The sequence below is a fragment of the Methylibium sp. genome (genome assembly GCF_013817365.1).
In the GTDB taxonomy this organism is placed as follows: Bacteria; Pseudomonadota; Gammaproteobacteria; order Burkholderiales; family Burkholderiaceae_C; genus Methylibium.
In genome coordinates this window covers 1-14,978 of the sequence record NZ_JACDCU010000044.1, presented here as the reverse complement: position 1 = coordinate 14,978, position 14,978 = coordinate 1, and the positions used below count along the sequence as shown (strand labels likewise).

At 64.0% G+C, this 14,978-nt stretch carries 15 protein-coding genes; 1 reads left to right on the top strand and 14 read right to left on the bottom strand.

The features are described 5' to 3' along the window. The 5 genes from H0W38_RS04960 to oxc all read right to left on the bottom strand — a co-directional run. On the bottom strand, positions 1–406 hold a 406-nt coding region (locus H0W38_RS04960; RefSeq protein ID WP_292451744.1), incomplete at its 3' end, for an ATP-grasp domain-containing protein. A gap of 19 nt (positions 407–425) precedes the next feature. Then, positions 426–761, bottom strand: a complete 336-nt coding sequence (locus H0W38_RS04955) for a hypothetical protein (protein WP_292451741.1) — start codon at positions 759–761, stop codon at positions 426–428. Positions 762–977: 216 nt separating this feature from the next. Next, the gene (locus H0W38_RS04950) at positions 978–3,107 is read right to left on the bottom strand and encodes an acetate--CoA ligase family protein (RefSeq protein ID WP_292451739.1); all 2,130 of its coding nucleotides are present in this window, start codon (positions 3,105–3,107) and stop codon (positions 978–980) included. A gap of 103 nt (positions 3,108–3,210) precedes the next feature. After that, entirely contained in the window at positions 3,211–4,458 is a 1,248-nt protein-coding gene (frc, locus tag H0W38_RS04945) for a formyl-CoA transferase (RefSeq protein ID WP_292451737.1), read from the bottom strand. A gap of 45 nt (positions 4,459–4,503) precedes the next feature. Next, positions 4,504–6,240: an oxalyl-CoA decarboxylase gene (gene oxc, locus H0W38_RS04940; RefSeq protein ID WP_292451734.1), complete on the bottom strand. Its 1,737-nt coding sequence runs from the start codon at positions 6,238–6,240 to the stop codon at positions 4,504–4,506. A 197-nt stretch (positions 6,241–6,437) separates the two neighbouring features. Between oxc and H0W38_RS04935 the strand changes: the two genes are divergently transcribed. Continuing rightward, positions 6,438–7,046, top strand: coding sequence for a Crp/Fnr family transcriptional regulator (locus H0W38_RS04935; protein WP_292451731.1), 609 nt, complete (start codon positions 6,438–6,440; stop codon positions 7,044–7,046). A gap of 29 nt (positions 7,047–7,075) precedes the next feature. Here the strand turns inward: H0W38_RS04935 and H0W38_RS04930 are convergent, their stop codons facing one another. The 9 genes from H0W38_RS04930 to H0W38_RS04890 all read right to left on the bottom strand — a co-directional run. Further along, positions 7,076–7,906 carry a cytidylate kinase family protein gene (locus H0W38_RS04930; protein ID WP_292451728.1) on the bottom strand — a complete coding sequence of 277 codons (831 nt, stop codon included), beginning with the start codon at positions 7,904–7,906 and terminating at the stop codon, positions 7,076–7,078. 13 nt (positions 7,907–7,919) lie between these two features. Beyond that, positions 7,920–9,455 (bottom strand): tripartite tricarboxylate transporter permease, encoded by a 1,536-nt coding sequence (locus tag H0W38_RS04925; protein ID WP_292451725.1) that lies wholly within the window; start codon positions 9,453–9,455, stop codon positions 7,920–7,922. Between the two features lie 34 nt (positions 9,456–9,489). Then, complete coding sequence (locus H0W38_RS04920; protein WP_292451722.1) at positions 9,490–10,011, bottom strand: tripartite tricarboxylate transporter TctB family protein; 522 nt, start codon at positions 10,009–10,011, stop codon at positions 9,490–9,492. A 174-nt stretch (positions 10,012–10,185) separates the two neighbouring features. Continuing rightward, entirely contained in the window at positions 10,186–11,208 is a 1,023-nt protein-coding gene (locus H0W38_RS04915; RefSeq protein WP_292451718.1) for a tripartite tricarboxylate transporter substrate binding protein, read from the bottom strand. 436 nt (positions 11,209–11,644) lie between these two features. Then, the gene (locus H0W38_RS04910; RefSeq protein WP_292451715.1) at positions 11,645–11,959 is read right to left on the bottom strand and encodes a DUF883 domain-containing protein; all 315 of its coding nucleotides are present in this window, start codon (positions 11,957–11,959) and stop codon (positions 11,645–11,647) included. Positions 11,960–12,113: 154 nt separating this feature from the next. Beyond that, positions 12,114–12,434 carry a hypothetical protein gene (locus H0W38_RS04905; RefSeq protein WP_292451712.1) on the bottom strand — a complete coding sequence of 107 codons (321 nt, stop codon included), beginning with the start codon at positions 12,432–12,434 and terminating at the stop codon, positions 12,114–12,116. A gap of 381 nt (positions 12,435–12,815) precedes the next feature. Then, positions 12,816–13,886: a flavodoxin family protein gene (locus H0W38_RS04900; protein WP_292451709.1), complete on the bottom strand. Its 1,071-nt coding sequence runs from the start codon at positions 13,884–13,886 to the stop codon at positions 12,816–12,818. Positions 13,887–13,956: 70 nt separating this feature from the next. After that, positions 13,957–14,508 carry a hemerythrin domain-containing protein gene (locus tag H0W38_RS04895; RefSeq protein WP_292451706.1) on the bottom strand — a complete coding sequence of 184 codons (552 nt, stop codon included), beginning with the start codon at positions 14,506–14,508 and terminating at the stop codon, positions 13,957–13,959. Between the two features lie 161 nt (positions 14,509–14,669). Further along, a partial coding sequence (locus H0W38_RS04890; RefSeq protein ID WP_292451703.1) for a hypothetical protein occupies positions 14,670–14,978 on the bottom strand: 309 nt, incomplete at its 5' end.

Here is a 14,978-nt window from a genome sequence, read left to right as displayed (position 1 = left end):
CTTCCTCGATGTCCATGCCGCCTTCGCTGGAGGCCATCAAGGCGACACGCTGGCTCGCCCGGTCGACCACCATGCCGACATAGAGCTCTTTCTTGATGTCGGCCCCCTCCTCGACCAGAAGCCGCTTCACCAGGCGCCCTTCGGGGCCCGTCTGGTGAGTCACGAGGGTCATGCCCAGAATCCGAGAGGCGTGCTGGCGGACCTCTTCGATGGATTTCGCTACCTTGACGCCACCGCCCTTGCCGCGGCCGCCGGCATGAATCTGGGCCTTCACGACCCAGAGTTTTCCGCCCAGCTTTTGCGCCGCCTGCACGGCCTCGTCTGCAGAAAAGCACGGGACACCCTGAGGGGTCACGACGCCGTACTTGCGCAGTATTGCTTTGCCTTGGTATTCGTGGATGTTCATGCCGGTCCTTGTGTGCGGATCAAGCGCCCACTTCGCCGGCCCGGGCCTCGGCCCAGTTGAAATATCGGGAAGCGACCGGGCCCGAACAATCCTCGGTCTGGCGGCAATCCGCCTTCTTGGTCTCTATGGCATTGATCAGGAAGTCGGCGTCGTACGCCGCCAGCAAGTGGGTCTGACGGGTGCGCAGGTAGATCCTGACGCGCTCTCTGGCGTCGGAGATCGACTGCAGCTCGTTGTAGGTATCGGTATCCCAATACCAGCGCAGACCCAAGGCGTGAAACGCGGCGTTGTACGCGTTGCGTTCGATCTCTTCCGCGTCGGATCCGAAACCCTGCAAGGACGTTGCGTTCGACATGCCAGCTCTCCTTTGTCTGTTGAGGTAGCGGTGGGTACCGGACTCCGGTCTCACCGCCCTGCTTAAGAACAATGTAGGTCGGCGGTTCGATAATTCATAGTTAAACTATTTTATAAAGATCATCTTCTGCAAGTTATGGATCTGTCTTTTACTGCGCGCAACGAAAAGGGGTGAGCGACGGTAATCGCTCACCCAGTACCAAACGACTCGGCTCGCTTAGAGCAGGCCGGCCCCTCGCGCCCATTGGTACTTGGCACCCAGGACAGCTACCGGTATTTCCGTCGAATACGCATACGCCGGAATACCGTGCTCGTACAGATACTGCGCCGCCTCCTCCACCTGGACGTCGCCGGCCAGCGACGCCACGATGGGCTTCTCGATCCCCTTGGCCCGCATCTCGTCACGCGCTTCCACGATGATCTTCGCGAAGGTCATCGGCGGCGTGATGATCGTGTGCCAGTAGCCCAGGATCAGCGAGTGGATGCGGTCATCCTCGAGACCCAGCAAAACGGTGTTCTTGTAGGTCTGCGGCGGCTCGCCCCCGGTGATGTCGACCGGGTTCCCGGCGGCGCCGAAGGGCGGGATGAACTTGCGGAACGCCGTGTCCAGGTCTTCCGGCATGGGCATCAGCGACAGCTTGTTGTCCACGCAGGCATCCGACAGCAGCACGCCCGAACCACCGGCGCCGGTGATGATGACCACGTTCTCGCCTTTGGGTGTCGGCAGCACCGGCACGCCCCGGGCGAACTCGAGCAGATCACGCAGGCTGCGGGCGCGGATCACGCCGACCTGCTTGAACACGTCCTCGTAGATCTTGTCGTTGCCGGCCAGCGCACCCGTGTGCGAACTGGCGGCCTTGGCGCCGGCCGAGGTGCGGCCCGCCTTGAGCACGATCACCGGCTTCTTCTTGGAAACCCGGCGCGCCACTTCCGCAAACGCACGGCCGTCCTTCAGGTCTTCGCAGTGCTGGGCGATGACCTTGGTGTTCGGGTCCTGCTCGAAGAAGATCAACAGGTCGTCCTCGTCGATGTCCGACTTGTTGCCCAAGCCGACGATCGCGGAGACACCCATCTTGGCCGAGCGGCTGAAGCCGATGATCGCCATGCCGATGCCGCCCGACTGCGAGGACAGCGCCGCGCTGCCCTTCACGTCGTAGGACGTGCAGAAGGTGGCGCACAGGTTGGCCGGCGTGTAGTAGAAGCCGTAGATGTTCGGCCCCATCAAGCGGATGTTGTACTTGCGGCCGATCTTGACGAGCTCTTCCTGCATCTCGTGCTCGCCCGTCTCGGCGAAGCCGGAGGGGATGAGCACCGCGCCGGCGATCTTCTTCTCGCCGCACTCGATGAGGGCGCCGGCAACGAACTTGGCAGGGATCGCGAACACTGCGGTGTCGATTTCGCCCGGAACGTCCTTGACGCTCTTGAAGGCCTTGTAGCCGAGGATCTCGGTGGCCTTCGGGTGGACCGGATAGATGTTGCCCTTGTAGCCGCCGTTGATGAGGTTCTTCATCACCGAGTTGCCGATCTTGCCGTCCTCGGCCGAAGCGCCGATCACGGCCACCGACTTCGGCTGCATGATGCGGTTCATCGAGCTCAGCACGTCGGCTTCGGCCGGGCGATGGCGCGGCTGCTTCGGGGCGAAGTCGACCACGATGCGGACGTCGGCGGCGATGGCGCTGTCCTTCGAGGCGAACACCGGGTTCAGGTCCAGCTCCGAGATTTCCGGAAAGTCGGTGACCAGTTCGCTCACGCCGACGATCAGCTTGGCGAGCGCCTCGCGATCGACCGGGTCGCTGCCGCGCACGCCCTTGAGCATCTCGGCGGCCTGGATGCCGTCGAGCATCGAGAACGCGTCTTCCTTCGTGGCGGGGGCCAGGCGGAAGGTGATGTCCTTGAGCACCTCGACCAGCACGCCGCCCAGACCGAAGGCCACCAGCTTGCCGAAGCTGTCGTCGGTGACGGCGCCGATGATGACCTCCTGGCCACCCTTGAGCATCTGCTGCACCTGAACGCCCAGGATCTGCGCGTCGGCCTTGTACTTCTTGGCGTTGGCGATGATGGTGTCGAAGCCCTTGGCCGCTTCGTCGGCGGTCTTCACGCCGACGATCACGCCGCCGGCTTCCGTCTTGTGCAGGATGTCGGGGGAAACGATCTTCATCACCACCGGAAAGCCCATGGAGGCCGCCAGCTTCTGCGCCTCGGCGGCGTTGGCCGCAACGCCTTCCTGGGGAACCGCGATGCCGTAGGCGTCGCACACCAGCTTGCCCTCGGGCGCGGTGAGCGAATCTCTGCCCGCCGCCTTGACGGCGTCGAGAATTTGTCTGACTTTGGCCTTGTCTTTGCTCATGGTGCTTTCCTCGGTAAGGAGTGGTTGTTGCCGCGGATGGAAGGGCAGTGCTCCGCCACTGCGCGCGGTAACGCGCAGGGCAAGGCGCCTTGCGGCAGGGGGGTTAGATCACGCGCTCGGAGCGCAGCGTGGCGATGTCGTCGGCGTTGTAGCCGAGCTGGGTCAGCACCTCTTCGGTGTGCTCGCCGAGGAGCGGCGAACGGGTGACATCGGTCGCGCTGTCGGACATCTTGATCGGGTTGCCGACTGTCAGGTACTTGCCGCGCTTGGGATGGTCGATCTCGACGATCGTGCCGGTCTCGCGCAGCGACGGGTCCTCTGCGATCTCCTTCATCGAAAGGATGGGACCGCAGGGAATGTCGAACTCGTTCAGGATGTCCATCGCCTCGAACTTGGTCTTGGTCATCGTCCACTGTTCGATGCGCGCGAAGATCGGCTTCAGGTGCAGCAGCCGCGCCTGCGGCGTCGCGTAGGCGGGCTCGGTGATCCAGTCTTCCTGGCCGATCACCTTGCAGATGGCCTTCCACACGGCCGCCTGCGTGATGAAGTAGATGTAGGCATTGGGGTCGGTCTCCCAACCCTTGCACTTGAGAATCCAGCCCGGCTGGCCGCCACCCGAGGCATTGCCGGCACGCGGCACCGCTTCGCCGAACTCGCCGTCCGGGTACTGCGGGTACTCGTGCATGGTGCCCGTGCGCTCCAGGCGCTGCTGGTCGCGCAGCTTGACGCGACACAGGTTGAGCACGGCGTCCTGCATCGGCGCCAGCACCTTCTGCCCGCGGCCGGTGGTGTTGCGCTGGTACAGGGCGGCAACGATGCCCAGGGCCAGGTGCAGCCCGGTGCCGCTGTCGCCGATCTGCGCGCCGGTAACCATCGGCGGGCCGTCGTCGAAGCCGGTCGTGGAGGCCGAGCCGCCAGCGCACTGCGCGACGTTCTCGTAGACCTTGCAGTCCTCGTACTTGCCGGGGCCGAAGCCCTTGACCGAGGCCACGATCATGCGCGGGTTGAGCTTCTGGATGTGATCCCAGGTCACGCCCATGCGGTCCAACGCGCCCGGCGCGAAATTCTCGACCAGCACGTCGCACTGCTTGATCAGCGTGTCGAGCACCTGCTTGCCCTTGGGGTTCTTGGTGTCGAGCGTGATCGAGCGCTTGTTGTGGTTGAGCATCGTGAAATACAGGCTGTCCACGTCGGGGATGTCGCGCAGTTGCCCCCGCGTGGCGTCGCCCTCGCCGGCTCGCTCCACCTTGATGACGTCGGCGCCGAACCAGGCCAGCAACTGTGTGCAGGTAGGGCCGGACTGCACGTGCGTGAAGTCGAGAATGCGAACGCCGTCTAGTGCTTTGCTCATGGGAATCTTTCGTTGACTGTGGTGGGTGCTTCCAGGGCCCGCACCTTACTTCTTGTTCGCCTTGCTTTGCGGGTTCAGGCTGGTGATGCGGCCGCTCTCCGTGCCGGCCGTTTCGTCGATCACGGCGTTGATGAGGGTCGGCTTGCCGGAGGCGACGGCCTCGAGCATTGCCTTGCGCAACTCGTCGGCGGTCGTGGCGTGCGCGCCGACGCCGCCGAAGGCCTGCATCATCATGTCGTAGCGCGCGTTCTTCACGAACACGGTGGGCGCCACGTCGCCGCCGCGCGGGTTGACGTCGGTGCCCTTGTAGATGCCGTTGTTGTTGAAGACGACGACGCACACCGGCAGGTTGTAGCGGCAGATCGTCTCGACCTCCATGCCGGAAAAGCCGAACGCGCTGTCGCCCTCGATGGCGATCACCGGCTTGCCGGTGATGACTGCGGCACCGACGGCGAAGCCCATGCCGATGCCCATGATGCCCCACGTGCCGGAGTCCAGGCGCTTGCGCGGCTTGTACATGTCGACGATGCTGCGCGCGAAGTCGAGCGTGTTGGCGCCCTCGTTGACGACGATCGTCTCCGGGTTCGCCTTCACGATGTCGCGCACCACGGCGAGCGCGCTGTGGAAGTTCATCGGCGAGGGCGTCTTGGCGAGCGTCTCCGCCATCTTCGTCAGGTTCTTGTCCTTGCGCTCGGCGATCGCGCCGGTCCACTGCGCATCCGGCTTGGCCCAATTGCTGCCGACGCCGGCCAGCAGCGCCGAAACGCACGAGCCGATGTCGCCGATGAGCGGTGCCGCGATGGGCACATTGCTGTCGATCTCGGTCGGGGCGATGTCGATCTGGATGAACTTCTTCGCACCCTTGTCCTGGCCCCAGGTCTTGCCCTTGCCGTGCGAGAGCAGCCAGTTCAGGCGTGCACCGACCAGCACCACGACGTCGGCTTCGGCCAGCACGTACGAGCGCGCAGCCGACGCGGACTGCGCATGCGTGTCGGGCAGCAAGCCCTTGGCCATCGACATCGGAAGGTAGGGAATACCGGTCTTTTCGATCAACGCGCGGATCTCGGCGTCGGCCTGCGCGTACGACGCGCCCTTGCCGAGCAGGATCAGCGGCCGCTTGGCGCTCTTGAGCACGTCGAGCGCGCGCTTGACCGCCTCGGGCGCCGGGATCTGTCGCGGCGCGGCGTCGATCACCTTGACCAGCGAGTTGCGGCCGGCTGCGGCCTCCATCGTCTGCGAGAACAGCTTGGCGGGCAAGTCGAGGTAGACGCCGCCCGGACGGCCCGACAGGGCCGAGCGGATCGCACGTGCCACGCCGATGCCGATGTCTTGCGCATGCAGCACGCGAAAGGCCGCCTTGCAAAACGGCTTGGCGGCGTTGAGCTGGTCCATCTCTTCGTAGTCGCCCTGCTGCAGGTCGACGACCTCGCGCTCGCTCGATCCGCTGATGAGGATCATCGGGAAGCAGTTGACGGTGGCGTTGGCCAGCGCGGTCAGCCCGTTCAGGAAGCCCGGCGCCGACACGGTGAGGCAGATGCCCGGCTTTTGTGTCAGGTAGCCGGCGGCCGCGGCAGCATTGCCGGCATGCTGCTCGTGGCGAAAGGAAATGACCCGCATGCCTTCGACTTGCGCCATGCGCGTCAGGTCGGTAATGGGGATGCCGGGCAGACCGAAGATGGTGTCGATGTCGTTGAGCTTGAGGGCATCGATCAACAGATGGAACCCGTCGGTCGTCACGGACTCGTCCGTTGTGGTCACGGCTTTTTCTGCTACAGCTGACATGGGTTCTCTCCTGAAAGAAATCGGGCCTGAGTCGCGGCCCGGATAGGGCTGCAACGGGGGTGCGTCGGTGCTCGTTTGCACTGCAGAGGTATCATAAGAATCGCCCGTGGCTTCACCCTTGACCTCGGTCAATTTTTGATCTATCCGGCTTGTTTCAGGAGTCGGTTTCCGCGGCGCCCAACCGCCCGGACGCGTCCATGTCCGCCGTACAAAACCATCCCGAAAAAAACATCATCCGCGTTCAGCTCACGCAGAACGTCGTGCTCCATGGGATGAGCGAATCGCAAAGCAGCGAGCTGGAGCCTCACCTCGTCGTGGTCGATTCCCAGAAGGGCGACTTCCTGCTGCACCAGGGCGTGCGAGAGATGGCGCAGTACTTCATCCTCGACGGGATACTCAAGCGCGTGGTGGCCAATGCGCAGGGCAAGGAGATGATCCTGCGCTTCGCCGACGAGCGCGACATGGAAACTAGCTATGCCGCCTGGCGGCTGGGCAAGCCAACGCCCTACGGCATCCAGTGCGTGACCAAGGCGCGGGTTGCCACTCTGCCGCTGAAGGAGTGGAGCGAATTCCTTGATCGCCATCCGGCGATCAAGGAGAAATTCGAATATTGCGTCATGAAAGGCATGAGCGAAATCATGGCGCATACCATCACGCTGCACCTGCTCGACGCTCCCGGCCGCGTACACCGCTTCATGCGCAAGCACCCGGAACTGGTCGACCGCATTCCGCAGAAGGAACTGGCTTCCTACCTCAACCTCTCCGCTGAAACGCTGAGCCGCATGAGGCAGCGCGGAAAGATCTGAGGCGCGCCGGCGGGTCTCGCCGGTCGCTGTTACCTGCCCGACGTGAAGAGCTTCGAGCGGGCCATCACCTTCAGCTGGTTGTCGACACCCGCCACGCCCGACACGGCAGCGACGACGCTTTTAGCCTGCGTTCGCTCCTCCGCATTCACGACGATCCCGTACAGAACGACCCGGCCATTGCCGGCTTCCACCGTGATGTCGATGTCACGCGTGGGCGCGTGCTCCTTCAGCGCGGCCCGCACGCGCGCCTGCAAGGTCAGGTTGTCGAGCAGGGCGTGGGAATCAGTGGTCTCGGCGAACTCCGGCCGGCTCGTCAAGCGGCTGATCTGCTCCACGCAGCTCTCGACGGAAACGCGATCGGTGTTGAGCACCAAGTCGTAGAGAACCGGATCGCCCCAGCGCACGCCGAAGCGCTCGTGCATGCGTGAGGCGTGCGCCTCGTCGCTGCGGCGGACTTCCGATTCAGCGAACTCTGCGTCGTCGGTCTGCAGCTCGCCCATCAGCCATTCGACCCGCTTGCGCAGCGATCGCGTCACCCGCACGCACACCACGTGCGGCACAGGGCGCAGCAGGCAGGTGGCACCCCAGCCGCGCAGCACTACGTTGCCACCGTCGGCCAGGGCGAACATTTCTTCCGCGGTGTACACCGCGACGCTGCGCTCGTCCGAGGTGAAGCGCTCCACCAGCCCGGCCTTGCCTTCGCGCAGCCGGCTGATCAGGCTCTTGGGCACGTTCATCTTGCCGGCCACGTGCTCGATCACTTCGTGGCGCATGACTGCGAGATTCAGGGAAGCGGCGAGTTCGAGCGCCACGTCCTTGGCGAGAGAACCCATCTCCTGGGTCATGGCGATGACAGGCATTTCTTCTCCTCGGTCAATCCACGGGCTGCTCGACGGATAGATCGTCTTGCTTGGCGGGCTTCTTCCTGACCAGCGCATTGACCTTCGCGATGATCGGCCAGAACAAAAGAGTCAGTGCCAGCGTGGTGATGCCGCCGACCAGCGGGTTGGACCACATGATCAACACATCGCCCTGCGAGACCAGCATGGCCTGGCGGAACGAGTCTTCCGCCTTGTCGCCCAGCACCAGCGCCAGGACCAGCGGCGCCAGCGGGAAGTCGAGCTTCTTGAAGACGTAGCCGACCACGCCGAAGCCGAGCATGTACCAGATGTCGAGCATCGCGTTGTTCACCGTGTAGGCGCCGATGGCGCAGACGGTGATGATCACGGGAGCGATGATGGAGAACGGAATGCGCAGGATCGAGGCGAACAGCGGCACCGTGGTCAGCACGACGATGAGGCCGACGATGTTGCCCAGGTACATGCTGGCGATCAGGCCCCACACGAAATCCTTCTGTTCCGTGAACATCAGCGGGCCCGGCTGCAGGCCCCAGATCAGCAGGCCGCCGAGCAGCACCGCGGCCGTGGGCGATCCGGGGATGCCGAGTGCCAGCATGGGCAGGAGCGCGGCGGTGCCGGCGGCGTGGGCGGCCGTTTCCGGCGCGATGATTCCCTCGATCTCGCCGGTGCCGAACTTGTCGCCCCGCTTCGACATCTTCTTGGCCAAGCCGTAACTCATGAACGAGGCCGGCGTGGCGCCTCCGGGGGTAACGCCCATCCACATGCCGACCACGCTGCTGCGCAGGGAAAGCATCCAGTACTGCGGCAGCTTCTTCCAAGTTGCCAGCACCACCTTCGGGTCGATCTTGGCGTTCTTGCCCGAGAACTTCAGTCCTTCTTCCATCGACAGCAGGATCTCGCCGATGCCGAAGAGTCCGATCACCGCGATGAGGAAGTCGAAGCCGCGCATCAACTCGGGCTGCCCGAAGGTCAGGCGCAACTGACCGGTCATCGTGTCCATGCCGACGCTGGCCAGCGCGAAGCCCAAACCCATCGACACCAGAACCTTGGCCGGCGAGCCCTTGCCCATGCCGACGAAGCTGCAAAAAGTCAGTAAATAGACGGCGAAGAATTCCGGCGAGCCGAACTGCAACGCGAAGTCGGCCACCAGAGGCGCCAGGAAGGTGATCATGATCACCGCGATAAACGCACCCACGAAGGACGAGGTGAACGCGGTGGTGAGCGCCTCTCCCGCATTGCCCTTGCTGGCCATCGGATAGCCATCGAAGGTGGTCGCCACCGACCACGGCTCACCCGGTATGTTGAACAGGATGGAGGTAATGGCCCCGCCGAACAAGGCGCCCCAGTAGATGCAGGACAACATGATGATGGCCGACGTGGGCGACATCGAGAACGTCAGCGGCAGCAGGATCGCCACGCCATTGGCGCCGCCCAGGCCGGGCAGCACACCGATGAGAACACCGAGGATGATTCCCACGAACATCAGACCGATGTTCATCGGGGTCAGGATGACCCCGAATCCTTGCATCAAAGAGCCGAATGCGTCCATATGCGTTTAGTTTGGTGAATTCGAATCTTCGAGCTCAATAGCCGAGGAAGTCCAGGGGCCCGAGCGTGCCCTTGAACAGAGGAACCTTGAACCACACTTCGAACATCAGGAAGAACCAGGTGTTGATCGCCACGGCGGCGATGACGCTCTTCATCCAGGAGTACTTGCCCATCACGATCATGAAGAGGGCGATGTAGATGGCCGAGGCCACGTACAGCCCGAGGAACTGCACGACCAGCACATACACCATGGCCGGAATCAGCACCGACAGCACGAGCTTGAGTTGCTTGGTATCGACGAAGATCGAGGTGTTCCTGTTCTTCCCGAACACGGCTTGGTAGAGCAGCCACGCGCTGGAAAGGGCCACGATCAGGCCGACGTAGAACGGGAAATATCCGGACCCGGGTCCATCGGTCGTCCAGCCGGCGCCGAGTTCGCGACTCTGGACGACGACCACGATGCCAATGACCAGCACAATCGCGGCAACCACTGCTTCGACCACGTTGGTCGCAACGCCGCGGCGAATCTCGCCGCTGGCTTCTTCTTCGTGCGCCATCACCGAACTCCGTAGATGTATGTCACTTGCAAGGCTGCCGCTGACCGGACCGTCGTTAGACGAGCCCGGCAGCCTTGGAAAAGGGGGGGGACGATCAGTGCTCACTGAGCGCGGTATCGCCGAGCATCGTCGGCGATACCGCGGGGGCCCGCGGCGGTGCAGGCCTTTCGCTTCTTACTTCTTGGCCAGGAAGCCGGCCTCGGTCATCAGGTTGCGGTGGTTGGTTTCCGCCGCCTCGAGCCACTTCGTGAACTCGGCGCCCACCATGAAGGTCGGGTTGAAAGCGCCCCGCTCCATGTAGTCCTTCCACTCCTGCGTCGCGCGAACCTTGGTCAAAAGATCGACGTAGTACTTGGTCTGCTCGGCAGTGACGCCTCCTGGCATGAAGATGCCGCGCAGCATGACGTAGTCGATCGGCAGACCGGCTTCCTTGCAGGTCGGAATGTCGTTCCACGACTGGGTCTCGGTGACCTTGGTCTTGAAAGGAATGCGCTCGCTGTCGAACACGCATTGCGCGCGCAGCTTGCCCGCGCGCCACTGCGACACCGCTTCGGCCGGGTTGTTGACCGTCGAGTTCACATGGCCGCCCACGAGTTGCACGGCAACGTCGCCGCCGCCCTTGAACGGCACGTAGATGAACTTGGTGCCGGTGGCCTTCTCGAGCGCGACCGTGATGATCTGGTCTTCCTGCTTGGAGCCCGTGCCGGCCATCTTGAACTTGCTGGGACCTGCAGCCTTGGCGGCGGCGATGTATTCCTTGGCGTCCTTGTAGGGCTCGTCGACGTTCGTCCACAGGATGAACTGGTCGAGCGCGAGCATGGCGACCGGCGTGAGGTCTTTCCAGTTGAACGGCACACCGGTCGCCATGGGCGTGGTGAACAGGTTCGACAGCGTGATGATGATCTTGTGCGGGTCGCCGTTGGCTCCCTTGACGTCCAGGAAGCCTTCGGCACCGGCGCCGCCCGACTTGTTGATGACGATGAGCGGCTCCTCCATCAGCTTGTGCTTCTGGACGATGCCTTGGATCAGTCTGGCCATCTGGTCCGCACCGCCGCCGGTGCCAGCGGGGATGATGAACTCCACCGGCTTGGTCGGCTCCCATGCGAACGCCAGCGGTGCCGCTGTGATGGTCATCAATGCAGCCGCGGTCGCCCGTGCCAGACGGCTCGTGGATGCCGAAAAGAGGTCTCTGATCATGCTGTCTCCTGTGTACTTTGTGCCCTGAGGCTTCAACTGAGCTCCCGGTGGACGAATGCTGGTCCTGTCGCCGCAGAAGCAACTTGACTGCGGTCAACTTTTCACAAGTGTCGTCTCGGGGTTGTCCCGGATCACCGGCTTTCGGTGGTATCGAATGCCAGCGCTCCGCGCGCCTATCCTGCCACCACACGGAGGCTTTGGGGCGTCGCAATCGTTAAGGAAAACGATGCCAGCATGCCGCCGATGAGAACCTCGCTGAGCATCTGCAGGGCGATGAGAAAAGGCCGCGGCGACGAAGTCGCGGCGGCCTTGATCTGGCACACGGGACGCTCGAACGTCGTAACGAGCAAGCTTGCCCTGCAGGCGTCACCGGCGTGCGCGCCGGTGCTGTAAACGCTTCACCGGCGCGCGCGCCGGTGCTCCTCGAGCAAGGCGCTCAGCTGACGTGCATGCGGCGGCTGCGGCGTCGGCTGCCCATCATGGCGCCGGCAGCGAAACCCAGCACGGCCGCGGCAAGGATGATCTGCCAGGGGTGCTCGTGCACGTATTCGTCGGTGCTCACGGCTGCCAGACGGGCCCGTTTGGCAGCGCTTTCCTCGAGCTGGCGCATTTGCGCCCAGGCAGCGCCGACGCGCCGCTCGAGCGCATCGGTCTGTGCGCTGACACTGTCGCCGGCCTGATGGGCGGCATTGCCCAGGTCGTTGAGCATCGCGTCCGTGCGGCTCTTCAGCGAAGGTGATGTGGTCATCATGGTTGGTTGGCTCCTCAAATCGTATCGAAAAGGGCGATGCACCGCTCGCACTCAGCGGACATCCCGAACCCTCAGGGTGCGCCACCCGCGTTGCCGCGTCTGTGCGCTGACAAGCGCAGCCACCGCGCCCCGCAATTTCCTTCCTTCCCGTTCTTTACCGGCGCAGCACCCGCGCCTGCGTTCCGCGGCCCTCGATGCGCACGCGCTCGCCCACTCGCAGCTCCGGCTCCGCCTCCTGCATGACCGCAATTCCCACGCCGTTGTCCAGCCGCACGACGATGCGCTGGCCTTCCCGCGCTTGGGTGTATCGCTCCTTTTCATCCGGAGACGGGCCGCCCCCGATGGCGGCCAGCACCGTCACCAGATCGCGTCGCGTGGCGCCGCCGGACTGGTTGCCGACCAGGCCGCCGGCCGAAGTGCCCACCTCCGCGCCGAGGCCGAGCTGGTAATCGCCTTCGACCTGGATCGACCTCACGTCTGCCACCGTCCCGTTGCGTAAAGACTGAGGGGCGCGATCCGCGGATGACGGCGCTGCGCACGCCGCCAGACCGAGCGAAAGCGCGACAAGGCAGCCAGATGCTGCGATTGCAAACAGGTGCTTCATCGAAAGTTCCCTCGCCGAACAGGCGCATGTCGATCGGGTCGCCGAATGTGGCGGCGTGCAGAAGCGGGCATCTCCGTCCTGTGTTCTCAGGCCTACTACCTCTGTGCGAAAGCGTGCGTCACAAACAGCTTTTCACTGCGGGAGAGGCGCTGAGCAGAAATTCCAATGCTCATTGCAGAGAGCGTAACCGGCCGGGACGCTGAAGCTCGAGATAGCCCGCGCCCCTTCGGCCTCGCAGCGAAGCACTGCCCGTCATTTCGGTCGAGGGCGTGAGAGCAGCAGATCGGGCGCGGTCTGTCGTCCGGCGCGAATCTCGCCCATCACATGGCCGAGTGCGCGCGCGACGTTGCGCACCTCTTCCTGCACCGGCTCGTCGCGGTCGAGCTCGTCGTGGCTGGTCGCATACGGCTGGTAATAGCCGATGAAGCGGTCCAGCCTTGCCTGCGCGCCGGCGTCGATCAGGCCCATCCAGTCGAGCCAGTCCGAAAGGCCACGACGAACGCCCTCGATTCCGGCGACGTCACCATGCACCACCAGCCCGTAGGCGCGGCCGGCCAAGTGCTTCGGGTAGGGCCAGCCGGCGAGTTCGATCTCTTTGGCCTTGTCGGCTTTCTTACCGCCGGTGGAACTCGGGTCGGGGTTGCCGCCGTCGGCGCAGACCAGCCGGTCGATCATCAGCTTGAGTACGCTCGGTGTCTGGTACCAATGCACGGGCGTGACGATGACCACACCGTGGGACGCGGTCCATCGTTCGTAGATTTCGGCCATCCAGTCGTCCACCTGGTCGAGCTCGTGGTTCGGATAGCACGAGCACGGCCAGTGGCACAGCGGCATGGCAGTCGAGACGCATCCCTTGCACGGGTGAATGCGCCGGCCGTAATCCGAAGTGAGCAGGCTCAAGTCGAGCAGGTCGCATTCGACGCCGCTGCCCTGCAGCACCTCCACCGTCAGCTTGCTGAGTCGGAAGGTCTTGGACATTTCGCCCGGGCAACTGCCGTCGTTGCGCGGCGAGCCACAGATGACCAGCGCGCGCGTCGGCGTGCCCGGGTTCTTCTGGCGCGCCTCGGCCTGCTCCAGGCGTTCGCGTGCGGCGCGCCATTCGTCGGAGAGCTGATAAGAGGGGTCGGCGTAGCCCGGCCCGGCAGGCTTGGTGCGCGGCGACTTTCGCGCCTGGCTGTAGCCCTCCCAGGCGATCTTCTCGACCCGCTCGATGGCGTCCGCGGCCGCGTCGAATGCCGGGTCGTAGAAAGATTGCCGAAAGCGCGCCCCGAATTCCTCGCGCGAGAGCCCTTCGGGCGCCTGGCCAGTTCTCACATTGCTCATGACGGGTCCTCAGAAGCGGTGAAGCGGTGCCTCACTGCACGCCCGCCTCGGGCTGCGGCGAACGAGACTCTCAGGCCGGCTTGCCGGTCTTGGCCATGGCGGGCGCGTCCTCGTCCATTTCCATTTCCGCCTGCAACGCCTGCTTTCGTTCCTGGATGGCCACGCCCAGCGCAGCCAGGTCGAGCCCATCGTCCTTCTCGGCCTTGCGGGCCTTCTTGAACATCTCGCCCTCTTCCTCGCCGACGTGATGCTTGATGTACTCGCTGAGCACCTTGACCTTGGCGGCATAGAGCGGATCGCCCGGCTCCATCTCTTCGAGCTGAGCGATCAGATCCTTGGCGCCGGCGTGCTCGACCTCCGCCTCGTCCATCAGGTCGTCGTCGTCGATCGCGGCCTGCACCGCGGGATAGAAGACTTCCTCCTCGACGGTGGCGTGAACCGTCAGTTCGCTGCAAATCTGCTGCACGAGCGCTGCGCAGGCCTCGTCGTCTTCACTTTCCTTGGCTTCTTCGAACTGCTTGAACAAAGCCGTCACGGCCTTGTGATCGGCCGTCAGCAGCGCGATGGCGTCTTGTTTCTTCGCGGTTTGCGAGACGGTCTTGGAAGGCGTCTTGGAGGGCATGTCGATTTCCTTCAGAAGGGGCGTGCGGGATGCACAGGGAAGGCGCGCCGTCGATTTGCAGACGAGCATGCGCTCGCGGAAACGGGTCTTCGGTGCGTTGGCTTACCGGAAAGTGAGCGCTGCGCCGTGCCGGAGCGCTCTTGCGAGCGGGCGCCAGCGATTCAACGGCCGGGCTTGCCGTGCGAGCGCATTTCCTTCATGTCGACCTGCCCGTCGGGAGCTTTTTTCATGCGGTCGTACATCTCTTCGTGATGACGCATGAATTCGTCGCGGCTGAGCTTGCCGTCTTTGTTGGCATCCATGCCCGCACCCATGGAGCCTTCGTGTGCCGGCCCCGGGGCCTTGTCTTGCGCAGGACGCACCGTCGCCGAGTCAGGCGGCGGCTTGAGGTTCACGACAGGCGGCTTGGCGGGGCCGGTCTCATGCTGCGTGTAGGCGGTAAAAGGCAGGGCTGCAGCGAGGGCCGCAAC